The 26230-nt window shown below is 70.4% G+C and carries 25 protein-coding genes; 10 read left to right on the top strand and 15 right to left on the bottom strand.

The window, feature by feature from the left end; translation table 11 throughout:
* Positions 1 to 96: 96 nt before the first annotated feature.
* The 4 genes from ACFVKT_RS00950 to ACFVKT_RS00935 all read right to left on the bottom strand — a co-directional run bounded on the left by ACFVKT_RS00950 (position 97) and on the right by ACFVKT_RS00935 (position 3768).
* A complete protein-coding gene (locus ACFVKT_RS00950) occupies positions 97 to 1065 on the bottom strand; it encodes a class I SAM-dependent methyltransferase (protein ID WP_385726191.1) in 969 nt (322 codons plus the stop codon).
* Positions 1062 to 2264: a glycosyltransferase family 4 protein gene (locus ACFVKT_RS00945; RefSeq protein ID WP_385726189.1), complete on the bottom strand. Its 1203-nt coding sequence runs from the start codon at positions 2262 to 2264 to the stop codon at positions 1062 to 1064. Before ACFVKT_RS00945 ends, ACFVKT_RS00950 begins: the two co-directional genes overlap by 4 nt.
* Positions 2261 to 2659, bottom strand: coding sequence for a 6-pyruvoyl tetrahydropterin synthase family protein (locus ACFVKT_RS00940; protein ID WP_385726187.1), 399 nt, complete (start codon positions 2657 to 2659; stop codon positions 2261 to 2263). The genes ACFVKT_RS00945 and ACFVKT_RS00940 overlap by 4 nt, the downstream gene beginning before the upstream one ends.
* Before the next feature lie 128 nt (positions 2660 to 2787).
* Positions 2788 to 3768: a zinc-binding alcohol dehydrogenase gene (locus ACFVKT_RS00935; RefSeq protein ID WP_385726185.1), complete on the bottom strand. Its 981-nt coding sequence runs from the start codon at positions 3766 to 3768 to the stop codon at positions 2788 to 2790.
* A 105-nt stretch (positions 3769 to 3873) separates the two neighbouring features.
* Here ACFVKT_RS00935 and ACFVKT_RS00930 point away from each other — a divergent pair, with 105 nt between their 5' ends.
* Both ACFVKT_RS00930 and ACFVKT_RS00925 read left to right on the top strand, forming a co-directional pair.
* Positions 3874 to 4608 (top strand): CDP-alcohol phosphatidyltransferase family protein, encoded by a 735-nt coding sequence (locus ACFVKT_RS00930; RefSeq protein WP_385726184.1) that lies wholly within the window; start codon positions 3874 to 3876, stop codon positions 4606 to 4608.
* Between the two features lie 104 nt (positions 4609 to 4712).
* Positions 4713 to 5501 (top strand): SAM-dependent methyltransferase, encoded by a 789-nt coding sequence (locus ACFVKT_RS00925; protein ID WP_385728068.1) that lies wholly within the window; start codon positions 4713 to 4715, stop codon positions 5499 to 5501.
* A gap of 3 nt (positions 5502 to 5504) precedes the next feature.
* Here the strand turns inward: ACFVKT_RS00925 and ACFVKT_RS00920 are convergent, their stop codons facing one another.
* Entirely contained in the window at positions 5505 to 6623 is a 1119-nt protein-coding gene (locus ACFVKT_RS00920; RefSeq protein WP_385726182.1) for a serine hydrolase domain-containing protein, read from the bottom strand.
* The gene (locus ACFVKT_RS00915; protein WP_385726180.1) at positions 6620 to 8071 is read right to left on the bottom strand and encodes an MFS transporter; all 1452 of its coding nucleotides are present in this window, start codon (positions 8069 to 8071) and stop codon (positions 6620 to 6622) included. Before ACFVKT_RS00915 ends, ACFVKT_RS00920 begins: the two co-directional genes overlap by 4 nt.
* Positions 8072 to 8396: 325 nt before the next feature.
* Here ACFVKT_RS00915 and ACFVKT_RS00910 point away from each other — a divergent pair, with 325 nt between their 5' ends.
* The 4 genes from ACFVKT_RS00910 (at position 8397) to ACFVKT_RS00895 (ending at position 11608) form a co-directional block, all read left to right on the top strand.
* Positions 8397 to 8975, top strand: coding sequence for a TetR/AcrR family transcriptional regulator (locus tag ACFVKT_RS00910; RefSeq protein WP_385726178.1), 579 nt, complete (start codon positions 8397 to 8399; stop codon positions 8973 to 8975).
* A 118-nt stretch (positions 8976 to 9093) separates the two neighbouring features.
* The gene (locus ACFVKT_RS00905) at positions 9094 to 10233 is read left to right on the top strand and encodes an ABC transporter ATP-binding protein (protein WP_385726176.1); all 1140 of its coding nucleotides are present in this window, start codon (positions 9094 to 9096) and stop codon (positions 10231 to 10233) included.
* A complete protein-coding gene (locus ACFVKT_RS00900; RefSeq protein WP_385726174.1) occupies positions 10230 to 10937 on the top strand; it encodes an ABC transporter permease in 708 nt (235 codons plus the stop codon). Before ACFVKT_RS00905 ends, ACFVKT_RS00900 begins: the two co-directional genes overlap by 4 nt.
* Before the next feature lie 14 nt (positions 10938 to 10951).
* The gene (locus ACFVKT_RS00895; protein ID WP_385728066.1) at positions 10952 to 11608 is read left to right on the top strand and encodes an ABC transporter permease; all 657 of its coding nucleotides are present in this window, start codon (positions 10952 to 10954) and stop codon (positions 11606 to 11608) included.
* 73 nt (positions 11609 to 11681) lie between these two features.
* On the opposite strand, the gene ACFVKT_RS00890 is transcribed toward ACFVKT_RS00895, so the two are convergent.
* The 4 genes from ACFVKT_RS00890 to ACFVKT_RS00875 all read right to left on the bottom strand — a co-directional run bounded on the left by ACFVKT_RS00890 (position 11682) and on the right by ACFVKT_RS00875 (position 15768).
* Positions 11682 to 12293 carry an ATP/GTP-binding protein gene (locus tag ACFVKT_RS00890; protein WP_385726172.1) on the bottom strand — a complete coding sequence of 204 codons (612 nt, stop codon included), beginning with the start codon at positions 12291 to 12293 and terminating at the stop codon, positions 11682 to 11684.
* A complete protein-coding gene (locus ACFVKT_RS00885; RefSeq protein WP_385726171.1) occupies positions 12244 to 12678 on the bottom strand; it encodes a DUF742 domain-containing protein in 435 nt (144 codons plus the stop codon). Before ACFVKT_RS00885 ends, ACFVKT_RS00890 begins: the two co-directional genes overlap by 50 nt.
* A gap of 64 nt (positions 12679 to 12742) precedes the next feature.
* The gene (locus ACFVKT_RS00880) at positions 12743 to 13216 is read right to left on the bottom strand and encodes a roadblock/LC7 domain-containing protein (protein WP_384386605.1); all 474 of its coding nucleotides are present in this window, start codon (positions 13214 to 13216) and stop codon (positions 12743 to 12745) included.
* 2 nt (positions 13217 to 13218) lie between these two features.
* Positions 13219 to 15768 (bottom strand): ATP-binding protein, encoded by a 2550-nt coding sequence (locus ACFVKT_RS00875; protein ID WP_385726169.1) that lies wholly within the window; start codon positions 15766 to 15768, stop codon positions 13219 to 13221.
* Positions 15769 to 16152: 384 nt separating this feature from the next.
* Here ACFVKT_RS00875 and ACFVKT_RS00870 point away from each other — a divergent pair, with 384 nt between their 5' ends.
* Positions 16153 to 17109 (top strand): glycine betaine ABC transporter substrate-binding protein, encoded by a 957-nt coding sequence (locus ACFVKT_RS00870; protein ID WP_385726167.1) that lies wholly within the window; start codon positions 16153 to 16155, stop codon positions 17107 to 17109.
* Between the two features lie 92 nt (positions 17110 to 17201).
* Positions 17202 to 17642, top strand: a complete 441-nt coding sequence (locus ACFVKT_RS00865) for a PAS domain S-box protein (RefSeq protein ID WP_385726165.1) — start codon at positions 17202 to 17204, stop codon at positions 17640 to 17642.
* Positions 17643 to 17833: 191 nt separating this feature from the next.
* Here the strand turns inward: ACFVKT_RS00865 and frc are convergent, their stop codons facing one another.
* Both frc and oxc read right to left on the bottom strand, forming a co-directional pair.
* A complete protein-coding gene (gene frc / locus ACFVKT_RS00860) occupies positions 17834 to 19090 on the bottom strand; it encodes a formyl-CoA transferase (RefSeq protein WP_385726163.1) in 1257 nt (418 codons plus the stop codon).
* 129 nt (positions 19091 to 19219) lie between these two features.
* Positions 19220 to 20971 carry an oxalyl-CoA decarboxylase gene (gene oxc, locus ACFVKT_RS00855; RefSeq protein ID WP_385726161.1) on the bottom strand — a complete coding sequence of 584 codons (1752 nt, stop codon included), beginning with the start codon at positions 20969 to 20971 and terminating at the stop codon, positions 19220 to 19222.
* A 266-nt stretch (positions 20972 to 21237) separates the two neighbouring features.
* On the opposite strand from oxc, the gene ACFVKT_RS00850 reads away from it, so the two are divergent.
* Entirely contained in the window at positions 21238 to 22830 is a 1593-nt protein-coding gene (locus tag ACFVKT_RS00850) for a FadD7 family fatty acid--CoA ligase (RefSeq protein ID WP_385726159.1), read from the top strand.
* 9 nt (positions 22831 to 22839) lie between these two features.
* Here ACFVKT_RS00850 and ACFVKT_RS00845 read toward each other — a convergent pair whose 3' ends face one another.
* Together ACFVKT_RS00845 and ACFVKT_RS00840 are read right to left on the bottom strand one after the other, a co-directional pair.
* A complete protein-coding gene (locus tag ACFVKT_RS00845) occupies positions 22840 to 23775 on the bottom strand; it encodes a LysR family transcriptional regulator (RefSeq protein ID WP_385726157.1) in 936 nt (311 codons plus the stop codon).
* Positions 23776 to 23829: 54 nt separating this feature from the next.
* Positions 23830 to 24804 (bottom strand): 2-dehydropantoate 2-reductase, encoded by a 975-nt coding sequence (locus ACFVKT_RS00840; protein WP_385726155.1) that lies wholly within the window; start codon positions 24802 to 24804, stop codon positions 23830 to 23832.
* Between the two features lie 144 nt (positions 24805 to 24948).
* Between ACFVKT_RS00840 and moaA the strand changes: the two genes are divergently transcribed.
* A complete protein-coding gene (gene moaA, locus ACFVKT_RS00835) occupies positions 24949 to 25938 on the top strand; it encodes a GTP 3',8-cyclase MoaA (RefSeq protein WP_385726153.1) in 990 nt (329 codons plus the stop codon).
* Positions 25939 to 26016: 78 nt separating this feature from the next.
* On the opposite strand, the gene ACFVKT_RS00830 is transcribed toward moaA, so the two are convergent.
* Positions 26017 to 26199, bottom strand: a complete 183-nt coding sequence (locus tag ACFVKT_RS00830) for a formate dehydrogenase subunit delta (protein ID WP_385726151.1) — start codon at positions 26197 to 26199, stop codon at positions 26017 to 26019.
* Positions 26200 to 26230 lie beyond the last annotated feature (31 nt).

Here is a 26230-nt window from a genome sequence, read left to right as displayed (position 1 = left end):
CCGTGCTCACCACCGCCGCGGTGCTCACATCGGCGGCCGCGTTCGCCTCCACCACCACGCTCACTTGCGCCGCCGCACTCGCCTCCACCGCCGCCCTCACAGCGCCCCGCCCGTCGGCCGGGGCAGCGCCAGCACATCGCTGTGGTGGACGACCACGCGCAGCTCGCCCGCGGCGATCGCCGCCACGCGGGAGCGCAGATACGTCTCTGCGCGGGCGGCGAGTTCGGGGCGCTGTTCGCAGGCCGCGGCGACCCAGCCACGCAGCCACTCCTCGGTGAGCGCGGCGGTGTCGGGGCCGAGGCGCCACGGGCTCGGGTGGGTGCGGACCGTCGCGCCGTAGTGGGCGAAGGCCTCGCAGGCGACGGTGATGGAGTCCGGGCCGAGCAGGTCACCGCGCCGCTGGTGGGCGTTGAACGCCTCGGTGAACTCGGCGTCGAGCGGGTCGGCCGGGGCGAATTCGACCCGGCCGACGACGGAGAGCGTCAGCAGGGCCGGGACCCCGGCGCCCGCGCACGCCGCCGCGAGTCGGTCGATCTCCTCGCCGGTGAGGACGTCGAGGAGTGCGGACGCGGTCACCAGTGAGGCCCCGGCCAGAGCCTCGGCGGTCAGCCGGCCGATGTCACCGCGCTGGGTGGTGACGGTGACCCGGCTGCCGTCGGCCGCCGCGCGCGGCGCCCCCACGGTCGCGAAGTGGAGGAGGTAGGGGTCACGGTCGTGCAGGATCCAGTGCTGGCCGCCGTCGAGCCGCGGCGCGAGCCAGCGGCCCATGGACCCGGTGCCGCAGCCGAGGTCGTGGATCACCAGGTCGTCGCCGCGCCCGGGCCGGTTCGCGAGCCGGATGCGCAGGGGGTCGAGCAGGTCGGACGCCCGCGCGGCGGCATCGGCGCCCTCGCGCAACTGCAGCCACTGGGGCGCGTATCGAGGGGCGTCATCGGCGCCGAACGCGTCGACGCGCTCCCCCGGCGCACCCGCCCGCACCTCGTGCCCGGAAACGCCCTGAACACCTTCAACGCCCTGCACATCGGGCACGTCCGGCACCTCCGGCGGCGTAAGAGCCGTACTCATGCGGCCCTCCGGGGTTCCCGCGGCAGCCGTGCCAGGACGCCGGCCAGGGTGCGGGCCGTGGTGGCCCAGCCGTTCAGCGCGGCGCGCCGGCCGCGGGCGGCCGCCTTCAGCCGGCGGCGTACGTCGGCCTCGCCGAACCAGCCGCGCAGCTCCGTGGCGAGAGCGGCCGGGTCCTCCGGTGGTACGAGGATCCCGGGCACGCCGCCGTCGGGTGCGCGGCCGACCGCCTCGGGAAGGCCGCCGACGTCGGTCGCCAGCACCGGGATGCCGCGCGCGAGCGCCTCGGTGACGGCCATGCCGTACGTCTCGGCGTAGGAGGTGAGGACCATGAGGTCGGCGGCGGCATAGCTCGCGTCCAGCTCCGCGCCCGCCTGCGGTCCCACCAGGTGCAGCCGGCTGCCGAGCCCGTGCTGCTCGATCAGGGCGCGGATCCGGGCGACGTACGCCGGATCCTGGGCGAGTCCGCCGACCAGGACGCAGCTCCAGGGCAGGTCGGTGACGGTGGCGAGGGCCTCGACCAGGCGGTGCTGGCCCTTGCGCGGGGTGACCGCGGCGACGCACAGCAGCCGCGAGACCCCGTCGGTGCCGGAGGCGAGCGGCGCGATGTCGGCGCCGGGCTCGGCGACATGGACGCGCTCGGGGGCGAGCCCGTGGTGGGCCACGAGCCGGCGTACCGCCCATTCACTGGTGGCCACGACGGCGGACACTGCTCGCAGCGTCGTACGTTCCTTGGCGTCCAGCTCGGCGGCGACGGCGGGCGCGAGTCCCGTCTCGTCGGCCAGCGGCAGGTGCACGAGGACGGTGAGGGACAGCCGCTCGGCCTCGGGGACGATGATCTCGGGGACGCCGCAGGCCACGAGCCCGTCGAGCAGGACGGTCGTGCCGTCCGGCAGCTCGCTGAGCGTACGGGCGAGTTCCCTGCGGGCGGCGGCGCCGGGGCGCGGCCACTCGCCGGCGACGGCGTGCCGGTGGACCTGCCAGCCGAAGCCGGGCAGGTCGAGGCAGAGCCGCCGGTCGTAGGCGTTGCCGCCGCTGGGCGCAGCCGGGTCGTCGACACCGCCCGGCATGACGAAGTGCACGGAGCTCAGGGACATGGGAATGATCTCGGCCTTCTGGAGAGCCGCGTTCTGTACCGGCACGTAGTTCAGGGAAGCCTGGTTCCCGTTCACAGACGGCTGGTCGATGGTCGTGTCGGTCACAGCGCACGCTCGTAACTCGCCCAGGCGATGTGCGACTCGTGCAGGGTGACGGTGATGCCCGCGAGCCCGTGGGCGCCCTCGCCCAGTGCCCCGGCGTGCACGCGGTCGGCGAGGCGGTCGGCGATGACCTTGGCCAGGAACTCCGTCGAGGTGTTGGTGTCCTTGAAGACCGGTTCGTTGTCGAGGTTGCGGTAGTTCAGGTCGCTCACGACAGCGCCGAGCTCCTGCGTGGCCAGCCCGATGTCGACGACGATGTTGTCGTCGTCCAGCTCGGTGCGCCGGAAGGTGGCGTCCACCAGGAACGTCGCCCCGTGCAGGCGCTGCGCGGGCCCGAAGACCTCGCCACGGAAGCTGTGGGCGATCATCAGGTGATCGCGGACGGTGATGCTGAACAACGGACGACCCTCCAGGTGCGGTGCGTCTGATCCCCTGCCGGGACCGTGCCGTGTAGTACGGCTGGTCCGTTCTCCTTGTTCAGCCGCGTGTTCCCCATTCTTCGGAGGTCAGGCAGCTGGTAGCCGAATCAAACCCCGTCGTAGACCACGCGGTGGCACAGGGCGGGTATCGATCCGGACGACAGTTTCGCCATCACGTCGGGCAGTTCCCCGAATCGGCACTCGCCCGTGACGAGCGCGTCGAAGGCGGGTTCGGCGAGCAGTTCGAGGGCGAGCGCGAACCGGTCGGCGTAGGTGCGGCCCGCTCGGCGCGCCGGAGAGAGGGAGCCCACCTGGCTGCTGCGGATCGTCAGGCGCCGGGAGTGGAAGGCCTCGCCGAGCGGCAGGCTGACCCGCCGGTCGCCGTACCAGCTCAGTTCGATCACGGTGCCTTCCGGGGCGAGGAGTTCCAGCGCCTTCGTGAGCCCGGCCTCGGTGGCGCTGGCGTGCACGACGAGGTCGAGGTCGCCCGCCGCGTCCTCGGGAAGCGCGAAGTCGACACCGAGTGCCCGCGCGGTGTCACCGCGGGCCGGATCGGCGTCGACGAGCTGGACCCGCACGCCCGGGAACCGCGCGAGGAGCGCGGCGGCGGAGCAGCCGACCATGCCACCGCCCACCACGGCGATCCGGTCGCCGATCAGTGGCGTGGCGTCCCACAGGGCGTTCACCGCGGTCTCCACGGTGCCGGCGAGCACGGCGCGCGAGGCGGGCACGGAGTCCGGTACGAGAGTCACGGCGCCAGCGGGGACGACGTACCGCGTCTGGTGCGGATAGAGGCAGAAGACGGTCCGGCCGAGCAGCTCCGGGGGCCCCTGCTCGACCTGGCCGACGTTGAGATAGCCGTACTTCACGGGTGCGGGGAAATCGCCGTCCTGGAACGGTGCGCGCATCGACGCGTACTGGTTCTCCGGTACGCCGCCGCGGAAGACGAGGGTCTCGGTGCCCCGGCTCACTCCCGAGTAGAGCGTGCGGACCAGCACCTCGTCCTCGGCGGGCTCCGGAAGGACGACTTCCCGTATCTCGCCGCGGCCCGGCGCGCCGAGCCAGAACGCGCTGGCTGTGAGTTTCATGAGCGTCCCCTGAACGATCCGGCAGATCTTCACGTACGGAGCTTTGACAAGCCGCGCACTGTACGCGGCGTTGATCGACTCTGTCATACGGCCGGAGGACCAGCGGTGGCCCTGAACAACACAATCGATCTGAGGCTCCCCCAGCAGGAGACCATCGTTGGAGCGGGTGTGCAGCTCCTGGTGCTCGCCCTGCTGGGCTCGGCGATCGGCATGGGCCCTGCGGGCTGGCTGACGGGGCTGGTCTTCGCGATCGCCACCTGGGCGGTCCTGAACCGCGCCCTGCGCCGCACACAGCCCCGTTCCTTCGGGCCCGCCAACCGTGTCACCCTCGGCCGGGCCATCCTGGTCGGCGGTGTCACCGCCCTGGTCGCGGACTCCTTCCGGAGCCCGCCGCCGGTCACGCTCCTGGTCGGTCTGACGGCGGTCGCCCTGATCCTCGACGGCGTCGACGGCAAGGTCGCCCGCCGCACCGGCACCTCCTCCGCGCTCGGCGCCCGCTTCGACATGGAGGTCGACTCGTTCCTGGTCCTGGTCCTGAGCGTGTACGTCTCCATGTCGCTCGGCCCGTGGGTGCTGCTGATCGGCACGATGCGCTACGCCTTCGTGGCGGCGTCCTGGGCGCTGCCGTGGCTGAACGCCCCGCTCTTCCCCAGCATGGCCCGCAAGACGGTCGCCGCCCTCCAGGGCATCGTGCTGCTCGTCGCGGCCGCGGGAGTCCTGCCGTACGAGGTGATGGCCGGGGCTCTGCTGCTGGCGCTCGCGGTGCTGGTCTGGTCTTTCGGGCGGGACATCGGCTGGCTGTGGCGTTCGGGGGCGCGGGGCGAGCACGCCTTCGAGTAGAGCCCGGACACCGGCGCTTCCCGCCGGGGCTAATGTGTGCCCACGGCAGGCGGGCGGCGGTGTGTGAGGAGCTGAGCGGCGTGAATGAGCGGTCGACGGGCGGAATGGTCCCGATCAACTCCTCGGTGGCGCATCCGGCGCGGGTCTACAACGCCTGGCTGGGCGGCAAGGACAACTATCCGGCCGACCAGGAGGCCGCCGAGCTGGCCGCCGCCGCCAATCCGGAGATCATCCCCGCGGTCCGCGCCAACCGGGCTTTCCTGGGCCGGGCGGTGCGCGAGCTCGCCGGGGTGGGCATCCGGCAGTTCCTCGACATCGGCACCGGCATACCGGCCGCCGACAACACCCACGAGGTGGCGCAGCGGATCGATCCCGGCGCCCGGGTGGTGTACGTCGACAACGACCCGATCGTGCTGGCCCACGCCCGTGCCCTGCTCGTCAGCACACCGGACGGAGCGACGGACTACCTGAACGCGGACCTGCGCGACGTGGACCACATCCTCACCGCGGCGCGGGACACGATCAACCTGTCGCAGCCGGTGGGCCTCATGCTGGTGGCGATCCTGCAGTACATCCCGAACGCGGATGATCCCTACGCCATCGCACGCCGCCTCCTCGACGCGCTCGCCCCCGGCAGCCACCTGGTCCTCTCCCACCCCGCCTCCGACATCGGGGCGGACGAGGTCGCCGAGTCGATGCGCGTCTACAACGAACGGGCCGCCGCGCACGCCTCCGCGACACCCCGCTCACACGCCGATGTCACCCGCTTCTTCGCCGGTACGGAGCTGCTGGCTCCGGGAGTCGTCCAGCTCCCCCAGTGGCGCCCCGGCCCGAACGACGTGCCGCCCGCCGGCCCCCTGCCCATGTGGTGCGGGGTCGGGCGCAAGGCGTAGGTCCTAGGACGCGAGTGACCGGACCTCGTCCGCCAGGACGCGGCCCGTGTCCACCTCGGGAGAGACCAGCCGGGTGCGGGTGAGGGCGAAAGAGAGGCCGCGCTCGCGGTCGGCGAAGGCGATGCTGCCGCCGCTGCCGTGGTGACCGAAGGACGTGAGCTCGCCGGCCATCTCCGGCAGGCCCAGGAAGTAGCCGAGCCCCTTGGCGTGCCTGCTGAGCAAGGACTTGTCCTTGCCCTCGACGGCCACCGCGGAGACGAGCCGCGACCGCTCCGGGGTGAGCAGCCGTACGCCGTCGACCTCGCCGAGGAGCGCGGCGTACATACGGGCCGCCGCCCGTGCGGTGGTGGTACCGCCGGCGGGGAGGTCCGCGAGCAGGTAGTCACGGCCGTTGGCCAGTTCGGCTGTCGTCCACACGCTGCGGTTGGGCGCGACGAGCCGGACGAAGGGCACGGACGGCGGCAGGCTCGCCAGGAACGCCGCCCAGCCGCCCTCCACCAGCGGTGCCGTGCGCGCCAGCTCGCTCTCCGGCAGTCCGAAGAAGAGTTCGTCGGCGACGCCGAGCGGCTCCGCGACGTACAACCGCAGGGCCTCGGCCGGTGTCAGGCCGGTGATCCGGCGCACGGTCTCACCGAGGATCCAGCCGAACGTCCAGCCGTGGTAGCCGCTCGCGGTGCCTGGCTCCCACAGCGGTTCCTGTGCCGCGACGATCGCGCACATCGTGTCCCAGTCGCACAGTTCGGCCGGGGTGATGGTGGCGGGCAGTTGCGGTACGCCCGTCGCGTGGGTGAGGGCGTGCCGTACGGTCGCGCGGTCCTTGCCGTGGGCCCCGAACTCGGGCCAGTAGTGGGCGATCGGGGTGTCGTAGGCGATCAGCCCGCGGTCGGCGAGGACATGGACGAGGGTCGCGGTGAAGCCCTTGCCGAGGGAGAAACTGTGGATCAGCGTGTCCGGTGCGACGGCACGGCCTTTGGAGGCCACACCCACACTCGCGTCGACGATCAGCTCGCCGTCCAGATACACCGCCAGTTGGAGACCGTTCTCCTGCCCCGACTCCACGAACCGTTCGAGGAGGGCGCCGACCCGCGCCCGCATCCGTGCACCCACGCCGTCGCGATTCACCTGGGCATCATGGCACCGGGCTTGGCCTCCGTGCGCGACCCCTCCTCGGAGGACGCGCGGCGAGTTCCGGAGATACGCCCGGCGCGCTGCACCGGCACGAGGAGTGCCGCGAGCGCCGCGGCGAGGCAGAGCAGGGCCAGCAGCGTGAACCCGTGGGTGTATCCGGAGGCGTACGGAAGGCCCGAGGGCTGGAGCCGGCCGGTGACCAGGACGCTGGTCACGGCCGCGCCGATGGAGCCGCCGATGGTGCGGATGTTGGCGTTCATCCCGGTCGCGGCGCCGGTCTGCTCGGCCGGGACGCTGCCGACGATCAGGTTGGCCATCGAGGCGAAGGCCAGTCCGATGCCGAGGCCGAAGATGCCCGCAGCGACGGCGACCTGCCACTGCTGGTCGTGCCAGAGGGCGAGGAAGCCGCAGGCCACGGCGCCGAGCGCGGCGCCGGCCGTGAGCAGTTTCTTGGCGCCCAGTACGGGTTCCAGACGGCCGCTGAGCACACCCGAGCAGAACATCGCGATGAGCATCGGCAGCATGAGCAGTCCGGCCGCGGTGACACTCGCGCCGAAGCCGTACCCCGCGGAGCTGGGGGTCTGTACGAAGCCGGGGAGGAAGGACCAGATCGAGTACATGCCCGCGCCGAACAGCAGCGCGGCGGCGTTGGTTGTCCACACGGCGGGCAGCCGCATGATGCGCAGGTCGATCAGCGGGGAGCGGGAGCGCGCCTCGGCCAGCAGCCAGAGCGCGAAGAGCAGTACGGCGGCGGCGAACAGCCCGACGACCCGGGCCGACCCCCACCCCCACTGGCTCGCCTGGCTGAGCGGAAGCAGCAGGGCCACCAGCCAGCCGGACAGCAGGACGGCGCCGAGCCAGTTGACGCGTCCCTCGGCCCGGCTGGGCGACTCGGGAACGTAGCGCAGGGCGATGAGTGCGGTGACGGCGACGATGCCGACGGGGAGCCAGAACAGCCAGCGGTAGTCGAGCGCGGCCACGATGGGACCGGCCGCGACCATGCCGACCCCGCCGCCGGCGGCGATCACGGCGGACAGGTTGCTGATGCTGGGGCTGACCTCGGACGGGGCGAACTCGTCCCGGATGATGCCGAAGGACAGCGGGAACAGCGCGCCGCCGATGCCCTGGACGACCCGGGCGACGATCAGCACCCCGATGGTCGGGGCGAGCGCGGCGAGCAGACAGCCGATCGTCACGGTCACCAGGACGGCGACGAGGGTGCGCTTCTTGCCGATGAGGTCGCCGACGCGGCCGAGGATCGGGGTGAAGACCGAGGCGGACAGCAGGTAGGCCGTCATCACCCAGGTCGCGGTGGACTGCGAGGTGTGCAGGGCGTGCTGAACGGTCGGCAGGGCCGGTGCGATCAGCGACTGGAGCATGGAGAACACGCCGGCACCGGTCGCGAGGACCGCGAAGGTGAGGCGGGTGGACTTGCTGGGCATCAAAGAGCCTCTCCGAGCAGAACAGAGCGGAGCTGAGGGGTAGTGCGGAGGAGTGGAGCTGAATCGCTGCGGGGCAGCGGTGAGCACGCCGACGACCACCCCGAGCGGTCGCCGAAGGACGGTGAGGACGGGCGGTGCACAGGAGGCAGGGCCCGGTATGCGGTCGAACGGGGGCGGAGGCGTCGACGATGCGTGCGGCCGCACGCATCCACGCGGAACACACCCCGACTGGTAAAGTGGAGGTACGCCTCCACTGTAGCGGAGGCACTCCTCCGCTTCAACCTCGGACCGCTCCTTCAACCTCGTACCGCCCCGGGAGGCAGCAGTGACGGCTCAGCCGTTCCCCGTCAGCGAGATCGTCGCGTCCCGGCGCCCGCACCGTAAGGACGCCGCGCGCAACTACGACGCCCTGCTGGCCGCCGCCCGCGAGGCGTTCGCGGAGAACGGCGCCGAGGCCTCACTGGAGGACATCGCCCGCCGAGCGGGCGTGGGCATCGGCACCCTTTACCGGAACTTCCCCACCCGCCGCCATCTCTTCGAGAGCGTCTACGCCGCCGAGGTGAACGACCTGTGCAAGGTCGCCCAGGACGTCGCCGCACAGGAGCCGTGGGAGGCGCTGTCCTCGTGGCTGCGCCGCTTCGTCGACTACACCGTGACCAAGCGGGCCATCCGCGAGGCGCTCAACAACGAGTCGGAGATCTTCCTGGCCTGCCGCGACTCGATGTACGCGGCGGGCGGCCCGCTGTTCGACCGGGCGCAGCAGGCCGGCCAGGCGCGCACGGACATCGCCTTCGACGACGTCCTGCGGATGGTCGCCGGAATCACCTCGACGAACTTCCTCGACGACGCCCAGCGCGACCGCGTCCTGGCCGTCGCCCTCGACGGCGTCCGCACCGCCCGCTGAACCGCCCTGCTTCCCTACGGGTGCCGCATCCGGCGCAGACCCCAACTGGCTAGACTGCGCCCCTCGTACACGTGATCGCACCACGTGCGAGCCTGCGCTCCCCGAAGGGTTTCGACGCTTGATAGCCATCGAAGATGTCAGCAAGCGATACGCCGATGGCACCGTGGCCGTCGATCGCCTGTCACTGCAGATTCCGAACCACTCCATCACCGTGCTCGTCGGGCCTTCGGGGTGCGGCAAGACCACCACGCTGCGCATGATCAACCGCATGATCGAGCCCAGCAGCGGCACGATCCGGGTCGACGGCGAGGACATCCGGCGCAAGCCGGTCAACGCCCTGCGCCAGTCGATGGGTTACGTCATCCAGAACGCGGGGCTCTTCCAGCACCGCACGATCGTCGACAACATCGCCACGGTGCCGCGACTGCTCGGCTGGTCCAGGCAGCGCTCCCGGGCCCGTGCCGCCGAACTCATGGAACGGGTCGGCCTCGACAAGGACATGGCCCGCCGCTACCCCTACCAGCTCTCCGGAGGCCAGCAGCAACGGGTGGGCGTCGCCCGGGCGTTGGCCGCGGACCCGCCGGTGCTGCTGATGGACGAGCCGTTCTCCGCGGTCGACCCGGTGGTCCGCCGGGGTCTCCAGGAGGAGTTGCTGCGTATTCAGGGCGAGTTGGCCAAGGCGATCGTGTTCGTCACCCACGACATGGACGAGGCCATCAGGATCGGCGACCAGGTAGCGGTGTTGCGCGCCGGCGGCAAGATCGCCCAATTCGCCGCTCCCGACGAGCTGTTGTCCTCGCCCGCCGACTCCTTCGTGGAGGAGTTCCTGGGCGCCGACCGGGGCATCCGCGGTCTGTCGTTCCTCTCCACCCGCGATCTCCCCCTCGACCGCTCCCGGGTCCTCCCGGTCGGCACCGACTGGCAGGAGACCGCCGTACGCATCGGCAAGGAAGCCCCGGTCCTGGTCACCGACGCGGGCGGCAAGCCGCTGGGCTGGGCCGACCTCACGACGTGGAGCGGTGACGTCAAGACGCTGGAACCGTACGGGCAGAGCTTCCGGACCGGCCGGGACTCGCTGCGGGTGGCCCTGGACCGGGCGGTGCTGTCGCCCGCCGGCCAGGCGGTCGCCGTGGACGGCGCGGGGAAGGTGCTGGTTCTCGTCGGGCAGGAGAGGATCGCCGCCGCGATCCGCGCGGCCCGGCAGCAGCGGGCGGCGGACTCGCCGGAGCTTCCGTCGCAGGTGAAGGCCGCGCGATGAACGGCTTCTTCGACATCCCGAGCGACCTCCAGAGCAGCTATCTCGGCCTGATCTCCACGCACATGCAGGAGGCGCTGGTCCCGGTGGTCGTCGGCCTCCTGCTGGCGCTGCCGGTCGGGCTGCTGTGCGTCCGCTACAACTGGGTCTATCCGCCGGTCCTCTGGTTCACCACGGTGCTGTACGCGATCCCCTCGATCGCCTTCTTCGTCGTGCTCATCGACTACACGGGGCTCAGCAAGACGACCGTGATGATCCCGCTGTGCCTCTACAGCCTGGTGATTCTGGTCCCGGCGGTCGTCGAAGGCGTCCGCTCGGTGCCCGAGGAAACGAACGCGGCCGCCGCCGCGATGGGCATCGGTCCCGTGCGCCGCTACCTCCAGGTCCAACTCCCCATCGCCGTACCGGCGATCATGGCGGGACTGCGGGTGGCGACGGCGTCGAGCATCAGCCTGGTCAGCGTCGGCGCACTGATCGGCAACGAGGGGGCGCTCGGCAATCTGCTGACCACCGCGATGCTCTACCACCGCCCGCTCCTCGCCGTGAACTCGGTGGTCACCACCGCCGTCCTCGCGGTCCTTGTCGACGCCGTGCTCGTCCTGCTGCGGCGCGTGCTCACTCCCTGGCAGCCGCCCTCCGGCCGCGGAACCGCACGCCGTACGTCCACGACCGCGAGCCCCGCCCGCATCCAGGAGAGCGTCTCGTGACCGTACTCCACTACATGCAGTCCTTCTTCAGCGACGGGTCCCACTGGCACGGGTACGACGGGATCCCGCAGCGTGTGTGGGAGCACCTCCAGTACACCGCCTGGGCGCTCGCGATCGCCGCGGCCGTAGGCCTGCCCGTCGGCCTCGTCACCGGGCACACCGGCCGCGGCGGCAACGCGCTGGCGTTCGTGTCCTCGGGGGCCCGGGCGCTGCCCACCTTCGGCCTGCTGGTGCTGATGTTCGTCTGGCTGGGCCTCGGCATCGTGCCCGTGATGATCCCGCTGGTGGTGCTGGCGACCCCGCCGATCCTCATCACCACGTACGAGGCGATCCGCACCCTTGACCCCTCCCCCGCCGACGCCGCCCGCGGCATGGGCATGTCGGAGGGAAAGATCCTTTTCCAGGTCGAGGTCCCGGAGGCGTTGCCGCTGATCCTCAGCGGTCTGCGCTCGGCGGCGATCCAGATCGTGTCGACGGCCACCATCGCCGCCTATGTGGCCCTGGGCGGAGTCGGCCGGTACATCCTGGACGGCCTGTACCAGCGCGACTTCGAGAAGGTGACCGGCGGGGCCGCCCTCACGGCCCTCCTGGCGCTGCTCGTCCTGATGCTGTTCTGGGCGGTGGCCCGGGTGGCGGTGTCCCCGGGGGTGCGCGGGCGCCGTACCGCTTGACGGAAAGGCGGGAACGGAAACGCGAAAGGGGCGACGGGCACAGGCCCGTCGCCCCTTCTTCCGGTCTTCGGTCCTACTTCTCCGCCGCGGCCAGGGCGTGTTCGAGGACCACGAGGAGCGCGTCGCGCACCGATCCGCGGCTGCGTGCGTCGAAGACGGTGAGCGGTACGTGCTCGCCGACGTCGAGGGCCCACCGTACGTCGTTCAGGTCGTGCTCGACCTTGCCGTCGAAGGCGTTTATGGCCACCGCGAACGGGATCTGCCGGTGCTCGAAGTAGTCGACGGCCGCGTAGCAGTCGTCCAGGCGCCGGGTGTCGACGATGACGAGCCCGCCCAGCGCGCCCTCGATCAGGTCGTCCCACATGAACCCGAAGCGCTCCTGGCCGGGGGTCCCGAACAGATAGAGCTTCAGGGTCGGATCGAGGGTGACACAGCCGAAGTCCATGGCGACGGTGGTCGTCACCTTCTGCGGCGTGTGGGAGAGGTCGTCGACGCCCGCGGCGACCGAGGTGATGGATGCCTCGGTGGTCAGCGGCTCGATTTCGGAAATGGCGCCCACCGTCGTGGTCTTGCCCACGCCGAAGCCGCCCGCGATGACCATTTTCACCGGCAGCGGCGGCCGGACACCCTCGGTGTCAGTGCTCACGGATCGCGCCCCGGGAGTCGGGGATAGCTCGGAGACCATCGATAACCCTTCGCAATACGGTGGCGTCGCGGGCGGAGTCGGCCTGCGGTGCGTACAAGGCCAGTTGACCGTCGGCGCGCAGGTCGTCGGCGAGCACTCTGATCACATTCAAGTGCATCCGCAGTTTCGCCGCGATCTCCGCCAGCGACTGCGGCTGGCGGCAGACCGCGATGATGTCGCGGTGCTGGTCGAAGACGAAGGCGTCGAGCGCGGCCAGACCCATGTCGGTCGAGACCACCTGGGTCTCGATCGGCATGGGTGGCACGAGACTGTCGCCGCCCGCGATCCGTCCCGCGGTCAGCAGGAAGGGCCGGACGACCGACGCGGGAGCCTCCACTCCCCACGCGGTGTCGTCGTCACCCGATGGCTCGCCGGCCGTCGTCACGTCCTGATCCCCTTCGCCTCGCGGGTCGTCATGGACCGGCGACGTCCTCGTCGACCGTCGACCGTCAACCGTTCGGGGCGATGCCCACGGTGTTCTTCAGTTCCATGACCAGTTGAGGGCTCAGCACGGCGCCCGCGCGGTTGGCGAAGAGCGTCATCTCGTACGCGATGTTGCCGAGCTTCGCCTCCTTGGAGGCGACAACTCCGAGCACCGCTCCCGCGCCCAGCGCCGACACGAGGACGTGTCCCTCCTCCAGGTCGATGATGACCTTGTTCAGGCCACCGAGTCCGTAGTTGCCGGACGCCCCCATGGCGAGGCTGGTGATGCCGGAGACGATCGCCGCGAGCCTCTCCGAGTCGGCCTGGCCGCGCAGTTGGGACACCGCGAGCAGTAGTCCGTCCGAGGAGACGCCGATGACGTCCACGACTCCCGCGGTCTCGGTGGCGAATCGATTGAGCAGCCAATTGAAGTCGGCAGCGGCGGCCTTGACGTCCGTCACCGGTTCCGCGGCTCCGGATTCCGGCTTGCCTGTCCACATGGTCACTTGCTCGTGCCTTCCGGGAATGAGGATCTGTTGCTCTGAGTGGTCTGTTCGGTCGGGGCCCCGGGGCGGTACGCGCCGAGGCCCCTGTCCAGAGCCGCGCTCTCGCTCTGGGCCCGCAGGACCGCGGCCTCGAACTCGTCGAGTTCGGAGCGTGCGGCATCGGGGTCCACGGGCTGCCAGGCGGGCGGCCGTGGGGTCGGCATGGGCTGTTTGGGCAGCCGGGTCGAGGCCGTGGTGGACGACAGGGTCGCACCGCGCACCCGGCGCCGCAACGATCCCGCGCCTTCGACGGGTTCCGACGGGGCCTGGCCGAAACCGCCGTTGCCGCGCGGCCTGCCGAGTCCGTTCGCCGGATGGGCCAGGGCGTCCTCGCCGCCGCCGATTCCCGTGGCGGGTTCGGGCCTCCTCGTGTGACCGGGGAATTCCTCGCCCGGTCGGGAGCGGACCCTGCGGGGCAGGGCCGAGGAGCCGGGCGCCGGCTCGACCGTCGCGGGGCGCGGCTCGGGCGGGCCGGAGCGGCGGGCGGCCGGCATGATGTGCGGGGCCCGCGTCGCGGCTCCCGTCGGGTCGGCGAGCAGCAGGTGCGAGGGAGGAACCGCGACGGTGGCGGTGACACCGCCGCCCGGGGTGCGGGACAACACGACCTCGATGCCCCAGCGCCGGGACAGACCGCCGACCACGAAGAGGCCGAGGACCTCGGTGGGCGCGAGGTCGAGTCGTTCACGGCGGATCAGCCGGGCGTTCTCCTCGGCCAGCCGTTCGGGGCTCATCCCGAGGCCGTGGTCGATGATCTCGACGAGGGCGCCGCCGGAGGAACCGTGCCGCGGTCGCAGGACGACTTCCACGTTGCTGGAGGCCGGGGAGAACATCACCGCGTTCTCCAGCAGTTCGGCGAGCATCAGCGTCAGGTCGCCGACGATGTCCGGGGCGATGTTGACATCGCCCTCGGCGTGCGGGGTGACGCGCTGGTAGCCCTCGATCTGGCCGAGCGCGGCGCGGACGATGTTGCTGAGCCGCATGGGACCGGTGTTGAGGCCGCCCTCACGGATTCCGGCGAGCAGCATCAGGCTGTCGGCGTTGCGCTGGAGGCGTACGGCGATGTGGTCGATGCGGTAGAGCCGCTCCAGTACTTCAGGGTCCGTCTCGCCGCGCTCCACCGAGTCGATCAGCGCGAGTTGACGTGCCGTCAGGTTGCTGACGCGGCGGCCGACGTTGCCGAACATGACGGCGATGTTGCGGCGGCTCACGACCTGACGCTCCAGCAGGGCGGTCGCGGTGACCTGAACCTGGTTGAAGGCCTCGGCGAGTTCACCGATCTCGTCGCGGACCGGCACGGGTACGGCGTCCAGCCGCGGCGGACTCACGTCCTCGGCGTCGTCGTCCGCGACCCTGGCCAGCTCGGTCCCGGCCGCGGCGGCCACGTGCTGGGCCGCCCCGGTGAGTGCCCGCACGGTCCGCAGTACGGAGTGGCGGACCATCACGGAGAACAGGAACCAGGACACCAGGGCGAGCAGGGTGCCCGACACCAGCCAGATCACGTCCCACCAGGCGTCGATCGACGCGTCGTCGGCCTGGGTGGCGAGCTGTCCGATGAGCGTCTGGGTGATCTTGAGCCGGCTCTCGGCCTGGCGTGCGTAGGTGGGCTCGGCGGACAGCGCGTCGGAGAGGGCGGTGCGCAGCTCGGCCGGGCTTCCGGCGATCAGAGCACCCGGGTCGACCTGCAACTGGGCGAAGTGCTGCGCGATGACGCCCTGGTACGGGTTGTGTTCGACCCCGTCGATCGCGGCGGCCTGGTCCGGGTTGGCGAACCGGGTGAACCGGTCGGCCTGGGAGAGGTACTGGTCGTAGTCACCGACGGCGCTGGTGAACTCGATGAGCGCGTTGGCGTCCCCGGTACGGGCCGCGAAGACGCTGGTCTCGAAGGACGCGTGGGCGGTGTCGGCGCGCAACAGCGCGTCGAGCAGGCTGGCCGCGGACGTCGAGGACGCCTCGACCTGACCGAGCCGGAGACCGTTGATGAGGCCGTCGATCACCGATCCGTAGGCGGGGTCGATGTTGTCGGCGGGGATGGGCCCCTGCTCGACCGTCTGACGGAGGGTGTCCAGCCCCTCCAGCTCCCGGAGCACCTGGGCCTCGGCCTCGGGCAGCCGGTCCCCGAAGGCCGAACGGACGGCGTCCGCCTGGGTGTTGACCTTCTGCTGGGCGTCGAGGTAGGCGGAGGTGTTGGGCGCTTTGTCGTCGGAGGCCGCGGCCTCGTAGCGCAGGGCGACGAGGAGCGCCTGCCGGTGCTCGGACTGTACGGCGTCGATGAGCTTGGTGACCTGCGCGCTGTCCCGCACCAGTTGGGCGGTTCCGGCGGCGGAGATCGCGCGGTCGACCTGTGCGTAGATGACATAGGAGAGCATCGCCGTGACGACCGCGAGCGGCACGATCACCAGGACGTTGAGCTTCCGACGGAAAGGCCAACGGTCAAGAAGAGGCGGAGTCCGGCCTATTCGGGGGGCCGCTGACGGCTCCTCCAGGACGGCTTTCCTGTGCGCGGGCACCAAACCTCCTTGACTTCATTCCATGAAAGCCCGCTGTCAGGGCTTGGTGAGTGCAGGGTCGCGACAGCGCGCTCAGGCCGGCAAGTGGAACAAGGCCCTCGACTGCGCCAACATTAGCGGCTGCCAGAAGTGTTCGGCCATGATCAACCAAACTCTGACACACAGATAGGTCGGGTTCGCACACTTTTTGTGCGCGATGCGCCCACGGGTTGGAGCCAAGCGGTCTCCAAAGGTGATGCGGAGTTGATCCATCAGTGATGCTGTGGTCTCCGTCAGTGATCTATTCGTGTCTTGACGGTGCGTGAGTGGGCTCGCTTGGATCGTCACGACCGTTGCCACGCCGTGCCTTTCGGCCCGCCGCGCCACCCCCCACGCCAAGTCTGGATGACCCACGTGACCTTCGCACGAAGCACCCGAACGTCCGCAACGTACGCTGTTTCCCTGCTGGTTGTGGCCGCGGCCGCCCTGACGGGCTGCGGTTCCTCCGACTCCGGGAGCGACGACCCACTGCAGGACGACGCCGCCGCCGGCGGGACGGTTGTGGTCGGTTCCAACAACTTCCCCGAGAGCATCCTGCTCGCGGACATCTACGGCGAGGCCCTCAAGTCCAAAGGCATAAAGGTCAGTTACAAGCTGAACATCGGCAGCCGTGAGACCACCTACGGACTGATCAAGAACGGCACGCTCACGGTCATGCCCGAATACAACGGCGCTCTGCTGTCGTATCTGAATCCCGACGCGGTTCCGAAGTCGACCGAGGACGCCACCGAGCTCATCAACGCCGACCTCGACTCGAAGCTCACCCTGCTGAACGCCTCCAAGGCCGAGGACAAGAACGCGATCGGGCTCAACGAAGAGACCGCCAAGCAGTACGGACTCACCAGCGAGTCGTCGATCGCCGACCTCGCCGATGTGGCATCCGACCTGGTCATCGGCGGGGCGCCGGAGTTCCAGACGCGTCCGCAGCGGCTGCCGGGCCTCAAGACCCAGTACGGCCTCGAATTCAAGTCCTTCAAGGCGCTGGACGCGGGCGGTCCGCTGACGGTCGCGGCCCTCAAGGGAAACAGCATCCAGGTCGGGGACATTTTCACGACGGACCCCACGATCAAGGCGAACAAGTTCGTCATCCTCAAGGACCCGAAGAACCTCTTCAGTTTCCAGAACGTGATTCCGCTGGTGTACAAGAGCGATCTCCCGGCGGAGGGAATTTCCGTGCTCAACGAGGTATCCGCGAAGCTCGACACGGAAACCCTGATCGATCTCAACAGCCAGGTGCAGACCGACAGCGAGGACCCGCTGGACGTGGCCAAGGCCTGGGTGTCCTCTGCGGGCCTGTCCTGACCGTCAGCCGGGTCGATGGAGCCGCCGAACTGTATGCAGTATGAACTGTATGCAGTATGCTGACGGCTCCAACGCCCCGGCTCGGAGGAGACATGGAAGATCTGGATCCCGCGGTGGTGCTGGGAATGGCCGCCCAGGCACCCGACGGCATTGTGATCATCGACCGTGAAGGGCTGATCCGCTACTGGAACCACGGGGCGGAGCGCATCTTCGGGTACAGCGCGGGCGAGGTCGCCGGGCGCAGCCTGGACATCATCATCCCCGAGAAGCACCGGCAGCGTCACTGGGACGGCTTCGTGACGGCCATGGAGCAGGGGACCAGCCGGTACGGGGATGCGGACCTCCTCGCGGTTCCCGCGCTCGGGGCGGACGGCCGCAAGCTCTCCATCGAGTTCAGCGTGGTGCTGCTGGCCGATCCCGACGGCGGCGCGGCCCACTGCGGCGCGGTCATCCGGGACGTCACCGCACGCCGGGCACGGGAGAAGGAGCGGATGCGCCGTAACGAGGCAGCCGCGGGCCAGACCACGGCCTGAGGCATACGCACCACCGGGGCACCGGGACAAGGGCCACCGTCGCGACACACGACGGTGGCCCTTCCGCGTCCTACGCGGTCACTGACACCCCGCACGCGTCCCACGCGGTCACTGATGCCCCGCATCACATGCCGGTGCCCTGCGGGCGGTCCTCGCTCGCAGGGCACCGGGGTATTTCAGCCGAGGTCAGGTCAGGCGACGACGTTGCCCTCGTGCAGCTTGCGGATGTCGTTGGCGTCGTAGCCGAGGTCCGCGAGCACCTCGTCGGTGTGCTCGCCGAGCAGCGGCGCACCCTTGATGTCGGGCTTGAAGGAGGAGAACTTGATCGGGCTGCCCACCGTGAGGTAGGTACCGCGCTCCTTCTGCTCGACCTCGACGATCGTGCCGCTCTTGCGCATGTCGGGGTCCTCGGCGAGCTCCTTCATGCTGAGCACGGGGGCGCAGGGCACCTCCCACACGCGCAGGATGTCGACCGCCTCGTACTTGGTCTTGTCGGCCAGCCACTTCTCGATCTCGCCGAAGATCTCCATGATGTGCGGCTGACGGGCCCGGGCGGTGGTGTACTCCGGGTCATCCACCCACTCGGGGTGGCCGATGGCCTCGGCGGTGCGCTTCCAGTTCTGCTCCTGGACCGTGAAGTAGATGTAGGCGTTGGGGTCGGTCTCCCAGCCCTTGCACTTCAGGATCCAGCCCGGCTGACCGCCGCCGCCGGCGTTGCCGCCACGGGGCACCGCGTCGCCGAACTCGCCGTGCGGGTACTGGGGGTACTCCTCCAGGTAGCCGATCTTGTCCAGACGCTGCTGGTCACGGAGCTTGACCCGGGTGAGGTTGAGCACGGCGTCCTGCATGGACACCGATACCTTCTGGCCCAGACCGGTCGCGTTGCGCTGGATGATCGCGGTCAGCAGGCCGATCAGCAGGTGCATACCGGTGTTGCTGTCACCGAGCGCCGAGCCGCTGATGGTCGGGGGGCCGTCCCAGAAGCCCGTGGTGGACGCGGCGCCGCCGGCGGCCTGGGCGACGTTCTCGTAGACCTTGAGGTCGGACCACGAGGAGTCGTCGTTGAAGCCCTTGACCGAGCCGAAGATCAGGCGCGGGTTCAGCTCGTGGATGTAGTCCCAGCTGAGACCCATGCGGTCCATGGCGCCCGGCGCGAAGTTCTCGACCAGGATGTCCGACTCGCGGATCAGCTTCTCCATGACCTCCTTGCCGCCAGGGGTCTTGGTGTTGATGGCCAGCGAACGCTTGTTGCTGTTCAGCATGGTGAAGTACAGGGCGTCGAGGTCCGGGATGTCCCGCAGCTGATTGCGGGTTACGTCGCCGCCCTGGGGGCGCTCGACCTTGATGACGTCGGCGCCGAACCAGGCGAGCATCTGTGTACACGCGGGACCGGCCTGGACCCCGGTGAAGTCGATCACCTTGATTCCGGCGAGCGGCTTGTCACTCATGATGTATTCCTTCTCCTGATTGCTCTCGCTGCGAGAGTCGGCTGTGCGGGGGCAGAAGTTCGGGGTGAAGCTTCCGGGTGGAGTGCTCGGGGCCGAGGCGCTCCGTGTTCCAAGGGGCGGAAGGGCGGTTCACTTCTTCTTCGCCGTGATGTTGCCGACGGTGATGCCCTTCGGGTTGAGGTGCGCGATGTGGCCGCTCTCGGTGCCTGCCGAGGGGTCGATCACGCAGTCGATGAGCGCGGGGCCGCCCAGGGCCAGCGCCTCCGTGAGGGCGGCGGTGACCTCGGCGGGCGTGGTCGCGCGGTAGCCCTTGCCGCCGAACGCCTCGATCATCAGGTCGTGGCGTGCCGAGAGCATCAGGGTGGTCGGCGACGGGGCGTCGTCGAGGGGGTTGACGTCGTCGCCGCGGTACACACCGCCGTTGTTCATGATCACGGTGACCACGGGCAGCTTGTAGCGGCAGATCGTCTCCAGCTCCATGCCGCTGAACCCGAAGGCGCTGTCGCCCTCCACGGCCACGACCGGCTGGCCGCTCTCGACCGCGGCGGCGATCGCGTAGCCCATGCCGATGCCCATGACGCCCCAGGTGCCGCTGTCGAGGCGGTGGCGGGGTACGTGCATGTCGATCACGTTGCGCGCGATGTCCAGCGCGTTGGCGCCCTCGTTGACGAGGTACGTCTCCGGGCGCTCGACCACGATGTCGCGGATCGCCTTGAGCGCGCCCATGAACTGCATCGGGTGCGGGTCGGCCTTGAGGCGCTCCGCCATCTTGGCGACGTTCGTCGCCGAGCGCGCCGCCAGCTCCTCACGCCAGGCGGTGGGGGCGGCGATCTGGCCGGGCTTGGTCCGCTCGGCGATCGCGTCGAGCACGGACTCGATGTCTCCGACGAGCGGGGCCGCGATGGGCTGGTTGCTGTCCAGCTCCTTGGGCTCGATGTCGATCTGGATGAACTTCGCGTCGGGGTTCCAGCTCGGTGCTTCGCCGTGGTTCAGCAGCCAGTTGAGGCGGGCGCCCACGAGCACCACGACGTCGGCCTTCTTCAGCGCCAGCGAACGGGCGGTGGCGGCCGACTGCGGGTGGTTGTCGGGCAGCAGGCCCTTGGCCATCGACATCGGTACGTAGGGAATGCCGGTGGACTCGACGAACTCACGGACCTTGTCGTCCGCCTGCGCGTACGCGGCGCCCTTGCCGAGCAGGATCAGCGGCCGCTGTGCCCCCGCCAGCAGCTCGATCGCCCGGTCCACCGCCTCGGGCGCGGGAAGCTGACGCGGCGCCGGGTCGACGAGACGGCTCAGCGTCTTGGCGCCGGCCTCCGCGTCCATGATGGAGCCGAGCACCGCGGCGGGGATGTCGAGGTAGACACCGCCGGGACGCCCGGAGATCGCGGTGCGCAGCGCGCGGGCGATACCGCGGCCGATGTCCTCGACCCGGCTGACGCGGTACGCCGCCTTCACGAACGGCTGCGCGGCGGCGAGCTGGTCCATCTCCTCGTAGTCGCCCTGCTTCAGGTCGACGAGGTGGCGCTCGCTGGAGCCGGAGATCTGGACCATCGGGAAACAGTTCGTGGTGGCGTTCGCCAGCGCGACCAGCCCGTTGAGGAAGCCCGGTGCGGACACCGTCAGGGCGACGCCCGGCTTCTTCGTGAGGTATCCGGCAGCTGCGGCAGCGTGTCCCGCGTTGCTCTCGTGGCGGAAGCCGATGTAACGGATGCCCTGCGCCTGCGCGAGGCGGGCCAGGTCGGTGATCGGGATGCCGACCACCCCGTAAATGGTGTCCACGTCGTTCAACTTGAGAGCGTCTACGACAAGGTGGTACCCGTCGGTGAGCTCCGTCGGAACGTCGGCGGTCGCCGCTGTCTCCAGTGTCGAGGGGGCGGTCATGATCCGAGGTCCTCCTTGGGCAGGTCCTGCCAGTGCGGCTACTCATCTCACCATCCTGACCTGGGCTCCGCGCGTCCAAGACCCATCGACGACCAACTGATAAACAGCATCTATCGATGGCAGGTGGCAGCCACCTGACCTGGCAGGCAAGCTCTTGATAGACACCTGCTATCGGCCGTTCGCCAGTGCGTATTGGACGCACACCGCACACCGCCGCAGGCTCGCAGTGGACTGGTTCATTCAGACGTGGCGCGGGAGGTGGGGTCATGGCCGTTCCGGCGACGGCATCCGTGTGCGACGCGGACCGGTACGGGCCACCCTCGGTGACGGGCCTCGTCGACCTCCTGGACCGGCACGTCCGGGAGCGTCCGCACGCCCGGGCCCTCGTCGTCACCGGGGACCGGGTGCATCTGTCCTACCGCGCCCTGGCGGCCCTGGCCGACGACGTGGCGGCCCGGCTCGGCGCCACCGGACTGCGGCGCGGCGACGCGATCGGGCTGATCTGCGCCAACAACGCCGAGTTCGTCGTCGCGCTCCTCGGTGCGGCGCGGGCCGGTCTGGTGATCGCTCCGCTGGACCCGACGCTGCCCGCGACGCAGCTGTCCGACCGGCTCGAAGGACTGGGTGCCCAGGCACTCCTGCTCGGTCCCTCCGTGAACGACACCCCGTCGGCGGCTCAGCTCCCGGTCCCGACCTGGCCGCTCCGCGTCATCGCCTCCCGCGCCGGGACGGCGACGGTCACCCTGGACACGAGCGCGCCTGCCGTACGGGAGGTCCGGGGCGCGGCCGGCGAACTCTCGGCCCAGGACGCCCTCGTCCTGTTCACCGCGGGTACCACCGCCCGCGCCAAGATGGTCCCGCTGACGCACGCCAATGTGGCCGCGTCCGTACGGGGCATCTGCGCCACCTACGAGCTGGGGCCCGGCGACGCGACCGTCGCGGTGATGCCGTTCTTCCACGGCCACGGCCTGTTCGCGGCCCTGCTGTCCACGCTGGCCAGCGGCGGATGCGTACTGCTTCCCGAGCGCGGGCGGTTCTCGGCACACACCTTCTGGGACGACATGCGGGCCGCCGGAGCCACCTGGTTCACCGCGGTCCCGACCATCCACGAAATCCTCCTGGACCGGGCGGGGGCCGAGTACCCGGGCCCACAGACGCCGCCGCTGAAGTTCGTCCGGAGCTGCAGCGCGCCCCTCAACACCGCGACGCAGCGGGCGCTGGAGCGCACGTTCGGCGCGCCGCTGCTGTCCGCCTACGGGATGACCGAGTCCACGCACCAGGCAACCAGCGAGCCGCTGCCGTCGCGCGGGCCGCTGAAGCAGGGGTCGGTCGGCCGGCCCACCGGACTGGAGCTCCGGGTCGTCGACCCGAGCGGGCGTACGTCCTCGGTCGGCACCGAGGGCGAGGTGTGGGTGCAGGGTCCGACCGTCGCCCGCGGCTACCTCGGCAACCCGGGCGAGACGGCGGCCACCTTCATCGACGGCTGGCTGCGCACCGGTGACCTGGGCGTGGTGGACAAGGACGGGTACCTGTCCCTCACCGGGCGGATCAAGAACCTCATCAACCGGGGCGGCGAGAAGATCTCGCCCGAGCATGTCGAGGACATCATCGCCGGCTGCCCCGGAGTCATCGAGGCGGCCGTGTTCGCCGTCCCCGACGCGGTCTACGGTCAGCGGGTCGGCGCGGCCGTGGTCGTACGCGAGGGAGAGAGCATCGGGTCCGAGCAGATCCTGCGGTACGCCCGTGACCGGCTGGCGGCCTTCGAGGTGCCCGACAAGCTGGAACTCGTCGCCGAGCTGCCGCACACCGCCAAGGGAGCGCTCGACCGGCTGGCGGTGGAGGCCAAGTACGGGCAGTGAGGCCCCGGCTCAGCGCACGCGGTGCTCGGTGGGCAGCGGCTGGTTGAAGAAGTCGTCCAGCGCGAGTCCCGTCGCCGCGTTGACGAACGCCCGGGCGGCGACCGAACCGGGGGTCGCCGCGTGGATCGCCACCGAGACCTGCGCCCCGGCCTCCGGGTCGACCAGGTGCAGCGCTCTCGTCCGGCCGATCACCGGCATCGCGCGCAGCCACGCGTGGGGCACGATGCTCGCCCACTCGCCGCCGCCCACGTGTGCGTAGAGGGAGGCGATCGAGTCCGTCTCCACCTGCGGGGTCACCACGAACCCCTTGTCCGCGAACACGCTGTCGATGATCTGGCGGATCCGCATGTCGGGCGTCAGCAGCGCGAGCGGGAGCTGGGCCGCGTCCGCCCAGGTCATGGTGGAGGTGGTCCCCGAGGTCAGCTGATCGGCGGAGATCAGCAGCATGTACCGCTCCTGGTACAGGGGGACGACCTGCAGGCCCTCCTGGTCGCCGGGGTCGAAGTGGGCGATCGCCACGTCCAGCTCGTAGTCGCGCAGCTGGCGGTGGAGTTCCTTCGTCGACAGCCGGGAGCGGACCTGCACCTTGGCCAGCGGGTGCGCCGCGCAGAACGCGGCCACGGGAAGCGCCAGGGTCGTCGACGCGGTGGGGTCCGTGCCCAGCCGCAGCGTGCCGGTGATGCCGGACTGTACGGCGGCCACCTCGGCCTTGAACGCGTCCTGCTCGGCCAGGATGCGCTTGGCCCACACCACGAGCCGTTCGCCCTCCGGGGTGAGGCCCTGGTAGTTGTGCCCGCGGTTGATCAGCGTGACGTTCAGCTCGCGCTCCAGCTTGGCGATCGCCGCGGAGAGCGCGGGCTGCGAGACGTAGCAGGACTCCGCCGCCCGGGCGAAGTGCCTCTCCCTGGCCACCGCTACGAAGTACTCCAGCTGACGAAACAGCATGAACGACTCCTCGCTGGTGCCATGTGATCACCCAACCCTACCCAGCCCGAGCGATCACGCCGTCTGTCCGGTCCGTGCCAGCAGGTCGGTCGCGGCGTGGACCGCGCGCAGTGTGGGTGCCTCGGCGCCCGAGATGTCGGCCATCTCCACCACCGCGGTCACGATGGCGTCGAGCTCCAGCTGCTTGCCGGCCTCCAGGTCCTGGAGCATGGAGGTCTTGTGGTGGCCCACCCCTTCGGCGCCGCGCAGCCGCTTCTCGATCGAGATGTCGGGTGTGCTGCCGACCCTGGACGCGATGTCGAGGGTCTCCTCCATCAACAGGGTGACCAGCCGGCGGGTCGGCGCGTGCCCGCAGATGTCGGCCATCGTCGCCCGGGTGAGCGCGCTGATCGGGTTGAAGGCGACGTTGCCCATGAGCTTGATCCAGATGTCGTCGCGCAGGTTCGGCTCGACCGGGCTCTTCAGTCCGCCCGCGACCATGGCCTCGCTCAGGGCCGTACAGCGGTCGGAGACCCCGCCCGCCGGCTCGCCGATCGAGAATCTGGTGCCCTCAAGGTGCCTGATGACGCCGGGGGACTCGATGACCGTGGCGGGGTAGACCACACAGCCGATGGCCCGCTCGGGCGGCAGCACCCGGCTGGTGGCGCCGTCGGGGTCGACCGCCTCGATGCGGCGGCCTTCGTAGGGGCCGGCGAGCTTGTGGAAGTACCACCACGGCACGCCGTTCTGGCCGGCCACCAGCGCGGTCCGTTCGCCGAGCAGCGGGGCGATGAGCGATCCGCTGGACGGGTAGGAGTGCGCCTTCAGCCCCAGGAACACGTAGTCCACGGCGCCGACCTCGGCCGGGTCGTCGGTGGCGTGCGGCGTTGCCACGAAGTCGCCGCGCGGGCTGTTCACCCGGACCCCGTGGGCCCGGATCGCCTTCAGATGCTCACCTCGCGCGATGAGGTGGACCTCGGCGCCACCACGGTGCAGTGCCGCTCCGACATAGGCGCCGATCGCACCTGCTCCGAGGACTGCGATTTTCATGGTGGCTCCTCTCAGCGGGGGATGTGGTGAATACTGTATGCAGTATCCTCAAAGGATGTACAGACTCGTGCACGCAGAGCGAGAGGGGCGGCCCGTGTTGGTCGAAGCGAAGCTCGTGTGGGCCGAAGCGAAGGAGGACAGCTCGTGCTGATCGACACGTACGGCCGGATCGCCACCGATCTGCGGGTCTCGCTGACCGACCGCTGCAATCTGCGGTGCACGTACTGCATGCCGGAAGAGGGCCTGCGGTGGCTGCCCAAGCCCGAGCTGCTCACGGACGACGAGATCGTGCGCATGGTCTCGATCGCGGTGGCGGAACTGGGCGTCACCGAGGTGCGCTTCACCGGCGGCGAGCCCCTGCTCCGCCCCGGCCTGGTGGGCATCGTGGAGCGCTGCGCCGCCCTGGACCCGCGCCCCAGGATCTCCCTCACCACCAACGGCATCGGCCTGGCCCGCACCGCCGAGGCCCTGCGCGACGCCGGGCTCGACCGGGTCAACGTCTCCCTCGACACCCTGGACCCCGAGGTCTTCCGCACCCTCACCCGCCGCGACCGGCACCACGACGTCGTCGCGGGCCTCACCGCCGCCCACGACGCGGGCCTCACCCCGGTCAAGGTCAACACGGTCCTCCTGCGCGGCGTCAACGACGGCGAGGCCGCCGACCTGCTCGGCTGGGCCCTCCGCCACGACTACGAGCTGCGCTTCATCGAGCAGATGCCGCTCGACGCCCAGCACGGCTGGCAGCGCGAGAACATGGTCACCGCCGCCGAGATCATCGAGCGGCTCGCGGCCCGTTTCGCGCTAACCCCCGAGCCCTCCTCGGTACGGGGCTCCGCGCCGGCCGAGCGCTGGCTCGTCGACGGCGGGCCCGCCCGGGTCGGCGTGATCGCCTCCGTCACCCGGCCGTTCTGCCGTGCCTGCGACCGCACCCGGCTCACCGCCGACGGGCAGGTCCGCGACTGTCTGTTCGCCCGCGAGGAGACCGACCTGCGTTCAGTGCTGCGTTCCGGTGCACCCGACCGGGAGATCGCCGACAGCTGGCGCGCCGCGATGCGGGGCAAGAAGGCAGGCTCCGGCCTGGACGACCCGTCCTTCCTCCAGCCACAGCGCCCGATGTCGGCGATCGGCGGCTGAGAGGCCTCTCCGGCAGCGGGCCCCCTGGACGGGAGCCGGTGGGCCGCACCGGCCCCGAGAGCCGGTGCGGCCCGCCGGTCACCGCATCAGCCTTACCGCGGCGACCACCAACGGGTCGAGCCCGTCCGCTCCGGCGTCGACGAACTCGTAGAGCCGGTTGCGCATGCGCGGGTCCCAGAACCTGCCCATGTGCCCGGCGATCGCCTCGGCCGCCACCTCGCTCGGCAGGTGGACGTGGTTCGCCGCGATGTCGTTCGCCATCCGCGACTCCGGTGGCACTCCGCCCGCCATC

It is taken from the genome of Streptomyces sp. NPDC127595, assembly GCF_042671685.1.
GTDB lineage: Bacteria > Actinomycetota > Actinomycetes > Streptomycetales > Streptomycetaceae > Streptomyces.
Note: the sequence above shows the minus strand (reverse complement) of the source record. Positions and strands in the feature narration are given on the sequence as shown.